The organism is Streptomyces sp. NPDC001480 (assembly GCF_042894725.1).
Taxonomy (GTDB): Bacteria; Actinomycetota; Actinomycetes; order Streptomycetales; family Streptomycetaceae; genus Streptomyces.
In genome coordinates this window covers 93,680-104,274 of the sequence record NZ_JBIAVX010000024.1, presented here as the reverse complement: position 1 = coordinate 104,274, position 10,595 = coordinate 93,680, and the positions used below count along the sequence as shown (strand labels likewise).

9 protein-coding genes are annotated in these 10,595 nt (G+C 72.1%); 5 read left to right on the top strand and 4 right to left on the bottom strand.

Annotation, left to right across the window (positions count from 1 at the left end; genetic code table 11):
* Nucleotides 1–144: 144 nt before the first annotated feature.
* Nucleotides 145–2,253 (bottom strand): ABC transporter family substrate-binding protein, encoded by a 2,109-nt coding sequence (locus ACFY01_RS40635; RefSeq protein ID WP_390740815.1) that lies wholly within the window; start codon nucleotides 2,251–2,253, stop codon nucleotides 145–147.
* A gap of 290 nt (nucleotides 2,254–2,543) precedes the next feature.
* Here ACFY01_RS40635 and ACFY01_RS40630 point away from each other — a divergent pair, with 290 nt between their 5' ends.
* The 4 genes from ACFY01_RS40630 to ACFY01_RS40615 are packed head-to-tail and all read left to right on the top strand — an operon-like array spanning nucleotide 2,544 to nucleotide 6,397.
* Nucleotides 2,544–2,834 (top strand): hypothetical protein, encoded by a 291-nt coding sequence (locus ACFY01_RS40630; protein WP_390740814.1) that lies wholly within the window; start codon nucleotides 2,544–2,546, stop codon nucleotides 2,832–2,834.
* A gap of 20 nt (nucleotides 2,835–2,854) precedes the next feature.
* Complete coding sequence (locus ACFY01_RS40625) at nucleotides 2,855–3,676, top strand: hypothetical protein (protein WP_390740813.1); 822 nt, start codon at nucleotides 2,855–2,857, stop codon at nucleotides 3,674–3,676.
* Between the two features lie 16 nt (nucleotides 3,677–3,692).
* The gene (locus ACFY01_RS40620; RefSeq protein ID WP_390740812.1) at nucleotides 3,693–5,630 is read left to right on the top strand and encodes a fumarate reductase/succinate dehydrogenase flavoprotein subunit; all 1,938 of its coding nucleotides are present in this window, start codon (nucleotides 3,693–3,695) and stop codon (nucleotides 5,628–5,630) included.
* Nucleotides 5,627–6,397, top strand: coding sequence for a succinate dehydrogenase/fumarate reductase iron-sulfur subunit (locus tag ACFY01_RS40615; protein WP_390740811.1), 771 nt, complete (start codon nucleotides 5,627–5,629; stop codon nucleotides 6,395–6,397). The genes ACFY01_RS40620 and ACFY01_RS40615 overlap by 4 nt, the downstream gene beginning before the upstream one ends.
* Here ACFY01_RS40615 and ACFY01_RS40610 read toward each other — a convergent pair.
* The 3 genes from ACFY01_RS40610 to ACFY01_RS40600 all read right to left on the bottom strand — a co-directional run bounded on the left by ACFY01_RS40610 (nucleotide 6,378) and on the right by ACFY01_RS40600 (nucleotide 8,934).
* The gene (locus ACFY01_RS40610) at nucleotides 6,378–6,692 is read right to left on the bottom strand and encodes a hypothetical protein (protein ID WP_390740810.1); all 315 of its coding nucleotides are present in this window, start codon (nucleotides 6,690–6,692) and stop codon (nucleotides 6,378–6,380) included. The genes ACFY01_RS40615 and ACFY01_RS40610 overlap by 20 nt on opposite strands.
* 21 nt (nucleotides 6,693–6,713) lie before the next feature.
* Nucleotides 6,714–7,646, bottom strand: a complete 933-nt coding sequence (locus ACFY01_RS40605; protein WP_390740809.1) for a class I SAM-dependent methyltransferase — start codon at nucleotides 7,644–7,646, stop codon at nucleotides 6,714–6,716.
* 121 nt (nucleotides 7,647–7,767) lie between these two features.
* Nucleotides 7,768–8,934, bottom strand: a complete 1,167-nt coding sequence (locus ACFY01_RS40600) for a hypothetical protein (RefSeq protein ID WP_390740808.1) — start codon at nucleotides 8,932–8,934, stop codon at nucleotides 7,768–7,770.
* 80 nt (nucleotides 8,935–9,014) lie between these two features.
* Here ACFY01_RS40600 and ACFY01_RS40595 point away from each other — a divergent pair, with 80 nt between their 5' ends.
* Nucleotides 9,015–10,517: a hypothetical protein gene (locus tag ACFY01_RS40595; RefSeq protein WP_390740807.1), complete on the top strand. Its 1,503-nt coding sequence runs from the start codon at nucleotides 9,015–9,017 to the stop codon at nucleotides 10,515–10,517.
* Nucleotides 10,518–10,595 lie beyond the last annotated feature (78 nt).

The following is a 10,595-nucleotide window of genomic DNA, read 5'->3' as shown; positions in this document are numbered from 1 at the left end:
TCACCGGCTACGGCAGCAAGGCCCCCGGAGAACCCGCCAGCCACCGCCGTCCCCCAGTCATCGTCACCCTGAACCACAGGTGGCACGACCACTAATGCAACGGCATTGCCCTTAAGGCACTGGGGGAGGCACGACTGCCCGCAGCTAGGGCGTTGGCGATGCCTTGGGGCCGGAGGCCTTCGCGCCCTTCTTCAAAAAGCCCATGTCCTCGTAGACCGGGGTCTGGAAGCCGAAGGCGCCCGTGTTCGCCAGGGTGGCGCGGGTGCCGACGAGCTGGGGGCGCTGGTAGAGCGGGATCGAGCCGGCGGCGGCCCAGATGTGCGCGTCCGCCTTGCGGATCAGGTCCCGGGACTCGTCCTCGTCCAGCGTGGTGGCGGCCTGGTCGAAGAGCTGGTCGATCTGGTCGGTGCCGACGCGGGTGTAGTTCTGCTCGACGTTCAGGGAGCCGTCGGCGGCCGGGACCGGCTTGGCGTAGATCGGGCGGGCGTCGGTGGCGGGGAAGGCGGAGGACGGCCAGGAGTACAGGGCGAGGTCGTACTGGCCGGCGGCGATGTGGTCCTTGAAGTAGCTGTCGTCCGGGACCTTGGTGATGTCGGTGCGGATGCCGACCTTCTGGAGCATGTTCGTGATCCGGTCGGCGACCGCGCGCAGGGCCTCGGAGCCGGGGCCGGAGGGGAGTACGAAGCGCAGGACGAGCGCCTTGCCGTCCTTGGCGAGCGCCCCGGTCGCGGCGCCCCCGGGGGCGGCGGTGCCGCGGGGGGCGTACGCGCCGGGGGCACCGCCCTGCTTGCCGGTGTGCTGCCGGCCGTCCTTCGCGAGGTGCTTGCCGCCCTCGTCGGTCTTCGTGTGGTCCTGGTGGTCCCTGGCGTCCTTGTTGTCCTCGCCGACGATGTACGCGCCGTCGTCGCCGCCCTCCGACTCGTCCCCCTTCTCCTTCTCGGGGCCGGCCGCCTTCTCGGGCTTCTTCTGCTCCTTTACCGGACCGCCGAGCACCCACCCGGCGTCCGCGAGCAGCGCCTGCGCCTCGGCGGTGTCCTGGCCGCCCAGGGCGCCGCTGTTGTCGGCGTAGTCGGGCTGCCCGGACAGCGCGAGGTGGCTGCCGACCGGGACGGCGGGCAGGCCGAGCGGGGTGAGGACGACCTTGGCGAGCTCCGTGCGGTCCAGGGCGTGGGCGACGGCGCGGCGGACCCGCTCGTCGGCGAGGGGGCCCTCGGAGCCGTTGAGGGCGAGCTGGGTGTAGGCGGGCTCGAGGGACTTGCGGACCTGGAAGCCGCGCAGCTGCTGCTGCCGGCGCAGATAGGTGGTGAGGGACTCGCGGAGCTTCTTGGCGGCGGTGCGCCCGGCCCCCTGGAGGGGTGTGCCGGCGCCCTTCTCGCGGGTGGCGAGGTTGATGCGCTGGGCCTCGCCGGTGTCGACCTCGGCGAGGTCCACCGTGCCGTCGGCGAGCGCGGCGGCCCGCTTGTCGCGGGGCACGGCGTGCAGCACGATCTCGGACAGCTTGGCGGTGTGGCCCCACCAGCGGGGGTTGCGGGAGAGGACGACGTCCTTCTGCGCGGTGTCGACCTTCTTGACCTTGAAGGGGCCGGCGGTGATGTCGAGCTTGCGGCGGGCGCCGTCGTTGAAGGCGTCGGGGGTGCCCATGACGTCCTTCGGGTACAGCGGGGAGAACAGCGACTTCCAGTCGGCGTAGGGGCGGCTGAAGGTGACCCGGACCTCCAGGTCGTTGGCGCCGCGTTCGACCTTGGCGATGCGGTCGTAGCCGGCGTTGCGGGCGGTCCAGTAGGCGGTGTCCTTGCCGGACAGGGCGCGCCACTGGGCGGCGAAGTCGGCGGCGCCGATCTCCCGGCCGTCGCTCCACACGGCCTGCTGGTTCAGCCGGTACAGGACGACCTGGCGGGGCTCGGTCTCGATGACCTTGGCCTCCTCCAGGTAGTCGGGGTTGCGCACCGGGCGGCCGGTGGCGTCGAGGCGGAACATCGACGGCAGGACGGCCTGGGCGACCCGGGTGGTGGCGTCGTCGGCGTCGGCCTGGAAGGTGTTCAGCGTCTCCGGTACGTCGTCCACGGCCCAGCGGAGGGTGCCGCCGTCGGCGATCCGGGCCCGGGTGGCGGAGGCGATGTCCTGCGCGGCCAGCGGGGCGCTCGTGTCGTCGTCGGATCCGCAGCCGCCGAGAAGGGGCATCGCGAGTGCGCCGGCGGTGAGGAAGGCGACCGAGCGCATGACCGCGCGCAGTCCGACGCCGTCGTGGGACATCTCTGCTACCTCCGGGGAAGCCGCGGGCGTTATGATCACTTTTGGCGGTATATGGAGCTGATCAGATCTATCTCATCCACTGAAGGGGAAAGGATCCGGCAACAGAGCGCGACACGGCGGCAACGGACGGCAAACCCACCCGTGCGGCGCAACACACCACGAGATGCACCCGTACGCCCCCGGCCAATCGATGCACATCTCTTCACAGGGGCAGGTGTGGCGCGCAACACTCGCAGGCGCATGAACGTTGCCGCCCAGGGCCCGAGGGCCCGTGGAAGTGAGGGCAAGTCATGTCCGTGCACGATGAATTGACATCAGTCCAGCACTGCCTCGACGACCTCTACCGGTCGCTGGGACGGCTGGAGAAGCAGCTCGGCAGCGGCGGTCTGGAGATGCGCCGGGTCCGGACGGACGCCGGCCACCTGCGCGAGAGCGTGGCGCTGCTGCGGGACGCGGCCGCCGCCCCGGCCGCCGGCAAGCGGCCCGACCTCGTCACCATCTCCGACGCCCCCTACGACATGAGCCTGTGGACGGACTCGGACGACGAGGGACTCGGCGCCCGCGACCGGCACGCCCCCTGACACCCGACCGGAGTCCTGCCTTGGCCACTGGTACGGAACCCAGACCCGACAGCGGCGGTGTACGCAACCGTACGCGCGCCGCGATCGCCGCACCGCACCTGCGGACCGACCGCTGGTGGCTGGCGCCTGCCGTCACCGCGGCCGGTCTGTTCGCGTTCGTCGTCTACTCGACCTGGCGGGCCTTCGCGAACGCGGACTACTACGCGGCGCCGTACGTCTCGCCCTTCTACTCGCCCTGTCTGGCGGAGAACTGCCGGACGATGCACGGGGGCCCGAACGCCGACCTCTTCGGCAGCTGGTGGGCGATCTCCCCCGCGATCATCATCCTGATCTTCCCGCTCGGCTTCCGGCTGACCTGCTACTACTACCGCAAGGCGTACTACCGCAGCTTCTGGGCGTCCCCGCCGGCCTGCGCGGTGGCCGAGCCGCACCGGACGTACACCGGCGAGACCCGCTTCCCGCTGATCCTCCAGAACGTCCACCGGTACTTCTTCTACGCCGCGCTGCTGGTCGCCGGGGTGCTCACCTACGACACCGTGCTGTCCTTCCGCGACGAGCACTACCGCTGGGGCCACATGGGCCTCGGCACCCTGGTGTTCCTGGCCAACATCGTGCTGATCTGGGCGTACACGATCTCCTGCCACTCCTGCCGGCACATCGTCGGCGGCAAGCTCAAGCACTTCTCCAAACACCCCGTGCGCTACCGGATGTGGCAGTTCGCGGGGCGGCTCAACGCCCGCCACATGCAGCTGGCCTGGGCGTCCCTGGTGAGCGTGGCGCTCGCCGACTTCTACGTGTACCTGGTCGCGTCCGGCGTCTTCGACGATCCGCGCTTCTTCTAGTGAGTGGGGCTTTGTGATGTCCGTGGTCGACCGTCAGGAGTGGGACGTCGTCGTGGTCGGCGCGGGCGGCGCCGGGCTGCGGGCCGCCATCGAGGCGCGTGAGCGGGGGGCCCGTACGGCGGTGATCTGCAAGTCGCTGTTCGGCAAGGCGCACACGGTGATGGCCGAGGGCGGCATCGCGGCGGCCATGGCCAACGTCAACGAGCACGACAACTGGCAGGTCCACTTCCGGGACACCATGCGCGGCGGCAAGTTCCTCAACCAGTGGCGGATGGCCGAGCTGCACGCCCAGGAGGCGCCGGACCGGGTGTGGGAGCTGGAGACCTGGGGCGCGCTGTTCGACCGGACCAAGGACGGCCGGATCTCGCAGCGCAACTTCGGCGGCCACGAGTACCCGCGTCTCGCGCACGTCGGCGACCGTACGGGCCTGGAGCTGATCCGTACGCTCCAGCAGAAGATCGTCGCACTCCAGCAGGAGGACCACCGCGAGACCGGGGACCACGAGTCCCGGCTGAGGGTGTTCCAGGAGTGCACGGTCACCCGGGTCCTGAAGCAGGACGACCGGGTGTCCGGGGTCTTCGGCTACGAGCGGGAGTCCGGGCGTTTCTTCGTCCTGGAGGCACCCGCCGTGGTGATCGCCACCGGCGGCATCGGCAAGTCCTTCAAGGTGACGTCGAACTCGTGGGAGTACACCGGCGACGGGCACGCCCTGGCGCTGCTCGCCGGGGCGCCGCTGCTGAACATGGAGTTCGTGCAGTTCCACCCGACGGGCATGGTCTGGCCGCCGTCGGTGAAGGGCATTCTGGTCACCGAGTCCGTGCGGGGCGACGGCGGGGTGCTCAGGAACTCCGAGGGCAAGCGGTTCATGTTCGACTACGTCCCGGACGTCTTCAAGGAGAAGTACGCCGAGTCCGAGGACGAGGGCGACCGCTGGTACGAGGACCCGGACAACAACCGGCGCCCCCCGGAGCTGCTCCCCCGCGACGAGGTCGCCCGGGCGATCAACTCCGAGGTGAAGGCGGGCCGAGGCTCCCCGCACGGCGGGGTGTTCCTGGACGTGTCGACGCGGATGCCGGCGGAGGTCATCAAGCGCCGGCTGCCGTCCATGTACCACCAGTTCAAGGAGCTGGCCGACGTCGACATCACGGCCGAGGCGATGGAGGTCGGGCCGACCTGCCACTACGTGATGGGCGGCATCGCGGTCGACTCCGAAACGGCGGCGGCGCGCGGGGTGCCGGGGCTGTTCGCGGCCGGTGAGGTCGCGGGCGGCATGCACGGCTCCAACCGGCTCGGCGGCAACTCGCTCTCCGACCTGCTCGTGTTCGGACGCCGGGCCGGCTGGCACGCGGCCGAGTACGCGGCGGGTCTCGCGACGGCCCGGCCGCAGGTGGACGACCCCCAGGTCGACGCGGCGGCGGCGGAGGCGCTGCGGCCGTTCTCCGCCGAGGCGGAGGGCGGGGAACCGGCCGGGCCGCCGGAGAACCCGTACGCCCTCCACCAGGAACTCCAGCAGACCATGAACGACCTGGTCGGCATCATCCGCCGCGAGGGCGAGATGGAGCAGGCGCTGAAGAAGCTCGGGGAGCTGCGGGTACGGGCGCGGCGGGCCGGGGTCGAGGGACACCGGCAGTTCAACCCCGGCTGGCACCTCGCCCTGGACCTTCGGAACATGCTGCTGGTCAGCGAGTGCGTGGCCCGGGCGGCCCTGGAGCGCACCGAGTCGCGCGGCGGGCACACTCGTGAGGACCATCCGTCGATGGACCGCGCCTGGCGGCGGCTCAACCTGTTGTGCCGGCTCACCGATCCCACGGGTGGACTGGCGGCGACGGACCCGGTCCGCGGCCAGATCACGCTCTCCCAGGAGACCACCGATCCCATCCGTCCCGACCTGCTCGCCCTCTTCGAGAAGGAGGAGCTGGTCAAGTACCTCGCCGAAGAGGAGCTGTACGAGTGAGCAGCTACGAGGCCCGCTTCAAGGTGTGGCGGGGTGACGCCGGGGGCGGCGGCCTGGAGGACTTCGAGGTCGAGGTCAACGACGGCGAGGTGGTGCTCGACATCATCCACCGCCTCCAGGCCACCCAGGCGCCGGACCTGGCGGTGCGCTGGAACTGCAAGGCGGGCAAGTGCGGTTCGTGCTCCGCGGAGATCAACGGGCGGCCCCGGCTGATGTGCATGACGCGCATGTCGGTGTTCGACCGCGAGGAGACGATCACCGTGACCCCGCTGCGGGCCTTCCCGGTGATCAGGGACCTCGTCACGGACGTCGGCTTCAACTACCAGAAGGCCAGGGAGGTCCCCGCCTTCGTGCCGCCGGCCGGTCTCGCCCCCGGCGAGTACCGCATGATGCAGGAGGACGTGGACCGGTCGCAGGAGTTCCGCAAGTGCATCGAGTGCTTCCTGTGCCAGGACACCTGCCATGTCGTCCGCGACCACGAGGAGAACAAGACGGCGTTCGCCGGTCCGCGCTTCCTGATGCGGGTGGCCGAGCTGGACATGCATCCCCTGGACGCGGCGGCCGAGACCGGCCTGGACCGCAAGAGCACGGCCCAGGACGAGCACGGACTCGGCTACTGCAACATCACCAAGTGCTGCACGGAGGTCTGCCCCGAGGGCATCAGGATCACGGACAACGCGCTGATCCCGCTGAAGGAACGCGCCGTCGACCGCAAGTACGACCCGCTGGTGTGGCTGGGGTCGAAGATCAGGAGGCGGACCTCTTAGCGCCGCGGCCGGGACGCTGGGCCAGGATCTGGAGCCCGAGCCCGGCCATGAACATGAGCCAGCCGATGACCGGCAGCGGGCTCAGCCCCGCCTCGGCGAGGGGCCCGAGGAACATGAACAGGGCCATGCCGACGGCGCCGAGCAGCGCCCCGTGTCCCCACAGCCGCGGGCGCAGGACCCGCCGCCGGGCCCCGGGCATCATCCAGCCCGTCGCGACGGCCGCGCCCCCGGCCGCCGTCAGCAGCAGCACGGCCAGGACGGCCGCCACCACCAGGTACATGTGCATGACGGTCATGGTCCCACGGGGGTCGCGGCCTCAGGCCTCCGCCCGCAGATAACCCGAGTGCGCCACCCGGCCGAGGAGCCGCAGCCTGGTGTCCGTGGTCATGTGCTTCTCGAAGGCCTCCTGGACGCCCGGCCACTTGGGGTGCCCGAAGTCGTCCAGGACGACGATGCCGCCGGGCGCGACGATCTCCTCGGCCCACTCCAGGTCCGCCGCGACACCGGCGGCGGAGTGGTCGCCGTCGACGATGATCACGCCGTAGGAGCGGTCGGAGAGCAGGGCGCGCACCCCGGCGTCCTCGGAGAAGCCCTGCTGGATCCGGGTGGCGGCACCGGCCGCGCCCGCCAGTGCCAGGTTGGTGCGCACCGCGGCTCCTCGCACGGGGGTGCCCGACGCGTCGTCCGCCATGGTGGTGCCGGGCTGCAACTGCGTTCCGGCGAGCGGGTCGACGATCGTCAGCCGCGGGTCACGGCCGGCCCGTTCCATCATCCGGATCAGGGCCGCGCCGAACATACCGTACAGGGTGCCGATCTCCAGGATGTCGTCGTTCGGTGGCTCGAGCAGCGGTACGGCGGACAGCTTGCCGACGATGTTCATGGTGCCACCGGCGATCCGGCCGACCCCCAGCGCCTCCATCGCGACGAGCAGCCGAAACGCCTGGGCGACGTTCCGTTCGGCGCCGTCCCTGTCCCCGGTGACCTGGGTGAGCTGCTCGATCGCGCGGTCGAGGTGCGCGGTGGACGGCAGCCGTGACACGCCGCGCCCGGTCGCGTCGAAGAGCAGTTCCAGGGGCCGCCGGCGGTCGCGCAGCGTCTTGATCTCCTTCCGCAGGTCGTCCGGGGAGATGTCCTCGACGGCTCTGCGTACCTGGCGCTCGATGCGCTGGTCGATGAGGTCGGCCACCGGTCGCAGGGCGCGGCGGACGGCCTTACTGGTCAGTGCCTTGCCGGTCAGTGCGGATCGCATCAGTTGAACCTTCACAGGGACGGGAGATGTGGACGCTAGGCGGCCCGCAGCGCCCGCACAACCAACGGACGCGCCCGTCGAGGAGAAGCACACATGACGACCCTGCGAAGAAACCCCGACCTCAGCCGACCCAGCCTTCCCGGTACGCCGCCCAGTCCTCCTCCGACGCCGCGAAGTCCACGTACAGGGCGACCCCGAACCGGGCACGGTCCGCGTCGGTGCGGGACAGGCCCAGGCGGACGCCCCGCACGGCGGCCGGTACGGTCTCGGCCCAGCCCCAGTGGCCGAAGCGGTTCTCGTAGTAGAAGGGCAGCCCCATGAGGAGGTCGGTGCTGGGCGGGGTGACCTCCAGGGCCAGGGAGGTCTGCTGGGCGACGTAACCGCCGTACAGGCTCTGCGCCGGCTGCATGGTGTCGTACGACATCACGGCGATCTGGTCGACGCGGCGGGCCACCTGGCCGAAGTACGCCTGGGACCACCACTTGGGGTGGTTGGTGAGCGTGCCCCACAGGGAGTGGAAGGCGGGCAGCGGGTCGATCTGGTGGGCGGCGACGGAGAGCAGGGCGTGGTGCTCGCCGGTGACGCGGCGCAGGTCGTCGAGGAGGCCGAGGTAGTCGCGGTCGCCGGAGTGCAGCGGTTCCAGGTCGAAGTGGGCGCCCTGGAATCCGGCGGCGAGGATCTCGCGGGTGGAGCGGACGACGGCGGCGCGGGTCGCCGCGCGCTCCAGCCGCAGGCCGTCCGGGGACTCGCCGGCCAGTACGTCGCCCAGCCAGGCCTGCACGCGGACCCCGGGCAGTTCCCGGTGGACGGCGGCTATCAGCCAACCCGCCCTTGGGTAGTCCGATGTGGGGAGGGTGCCGTCGTGTTCCAGGGGGCCGGAATGGACGTACAGGTCGCGGATACCGGTGCCTCGCAGGCGGCGGGCGAGGGTTTTGACGTCCCGGTCCTTCTTTCTGCCGTCCACCCAGGCGTGGCCCAGCCAGATGGCGTCCTTGCCGCGGGTGTACGTGCCGTCGGCGGGGTCGCCGGTGTAGTTGGCGCGGAGGGCGATCTCGGCGGTGAGGAGGGGGAGGAGGAGCAGGAGGGTCAGGGTGAGGGCGGTTCGCTTGAGCCGGCGGCGCCGCCGTGTTCTGACCGCGGTTACGGCCTCGGCTTCGCCTTCGGCCTTTTCGTTCCCACTCGCACCACGCGTGCTGCTTTCGTCGTCGGGTGCGGGTGGCCCCGGTGGGGGGTGCGCGCCGTCGGCGGGCGCGGGTCGCGTCCGTTCCTTTTCCGGTTCCTCGTCCATCCCCGTCCTCCCCGTAGTCCCGTTCCGCCGGCCGCCCGTCCCGGTCGCGGCGCCCGTTGCCTCCCCATACGCTCCGAAATGTGACACCAATCTTGATCCGGGGCCGGTCGCGGCACGCCACGTCGCGCACAGCCGTGCGGGTGGCGCACGCCGTGCTGGGCGGTGCGGCCGGGGTCGTGTGGCTGGTGTCGCCGGGGATGACGATCAGCGCCCAAGATCCGGTTCCCGTGGCCCGCGCCGGGCCGGTCGCGGGTGCCGCCGTGGCGGAGCGGGACGAGACGTCCCCCGCCGACCTCGTGCTGCCGCTCGTGGTGGTGGGCGCGGTGGGGGTGCTGGCCGGGTACGGGTACGTGCGGCGCACCCGGCGGGCCCGGAGCCGTACGACGCCCGGGGTGGTGTCCGTCCGGCCGCCGGCGCCCACGGTGGCCGACTTCGAGCGGCAGGCACGGGCCGCGCTGGTCGTCGCGGACGACAGCGTCCGCACCAGCCGTGAGGAACTCGGTTTCGCCGAGGCCCTGTTCGGGGCGGAGGCGGTGGAGCCGTTCGCGCGGGCGGTGCGGGCGGCGGAGACGGAGCTGGCGGCCGCGTTCGCGATACACCGGCGGTACGAGCGGGGCGTGCCGGAGGACGAGGTGGCCCGGCGGCAGGCGCTGGTGGGGGTGGTGGGGCGGTGCGCGGAGGCCGGGCGGCGGCTGGACGCCGAGGCGCCCGCGTTCGACGGGCTGCGGGCGCTGGAGCGGGGGGTGGACGCGGCCCTGGAGGTCGCGGAGGGGCGGTTCCGGGAACTGGCGGGGCGGACGGGCGGGGTGGCCGCGACGCTGGACGAGCTGGGCGAGCGGTTCACCGCGTCGGCGGTGGAGCCGGTCACCGGGTACGTCGAACAGGCCAAGGACCGGCTGGTGTTCGCCACCGGTCACCTCAACGCGTGCCGTCAGGCGGCCGACAGGGACGACCTGGAGCGTGCGGCGCGACATCTCCGGGCCGCCGAGGGGGCCATCGCCCAGGCCGGGGTCCTGATCACCGGGGTGGAGCGGCTCGCGGCCGGGGTGCGGGAGGCTGCGGGGCTGGTGCCGGCGGCGCTGACCGGTGCGGAGGCGGAGATCGCGGCGGCGCGGCGGGCCGAGGCGACCGAGGTGCCCGCCGGGGAACTCCGGGCGCGGATCGCCCGGGCCGACGGTGTGATGGCAACCGTACGGGAGCAGCTGACCGGGGGGCCGTACGACCCCCTGGGCGCCCTTCGGCACATCGCCCGGGCCGTCGAGCCGCTGGGGGTCGGCCGGGCCGGGGCGGTCACGGCGGGGGCGCTGCTGGTCGCCCGCGGTGCCGTCGACGCCGCGGAGGACTTCGTCGGCACGCATCGGGAGGCCGTGAGTGCCGAGCCCCGCACGCTGCTGGCCGAGGCCACCCGGCTCCTGTCCGTCGGTGTCCCCGGTTACGCCCAGGCCGACCGGCTCGCCCGCGACGCCCGCGACCTGGCCGAACGCGACGTCCGCGCCCACGGAACCCCGTACCCCGACACCGGCCCCCCTGCCAGCTTCGGAGGCCCGGAGACCCGAGGCCGCCGGACCCTGCCGGGGGCTTGAGCGGGGTGTCGAGGCCGAGGTTCGCGCCGGCGGCCCCACTGGGGGCTCCGCCCCAGACCCCCGGCCTATGCCCACCCA

Coding starts and splice junctions, on each gene's coding strand:
- ACFY01_RS40635 (WP_390740815.1), bottom strand. CDS start 2,253: ATGTCCCACGACGGCGTCGGACTGCGCGCGGTCATGCGCTCGGTCGCC.
- ACFY01_RS40630 (WP_390740814.1), top strand. CDS start 2,544: ATGTCCGTGCACGATGAATTGACATCAGTCCAGCACTGCCTCGACGAC.
- ACFY01_RS40620 (WP_390740812.1), top strand. CDS start 3,693: ATGTCCGTGGTCGACCGTCAGGAGTGGGACGTCGTCGTGGTCGGCGCG.
- ACFY01_RS40610 (WP_390740810.1), bottom strand. CDS start 6,692: ATGACCGTCATGCACATGTACCTGGTGGTGGCGGCCGTCCTGGCCGTG.
- ACFY01_RS40605 (WP_390740809.1), bottom strand. CDS start 7,646: ATGCGATCCGCACTGACCGGCAAGGCACTGACCAGTAAGGCCGTCCGC.
- ACFY01_RS40600 (WP_390740808.1), bottom strand. CDS start 8,934: ATGGACGAGGAACCGGAAAAGGAACGGACGCGACCCGCGCCCGCCGAC.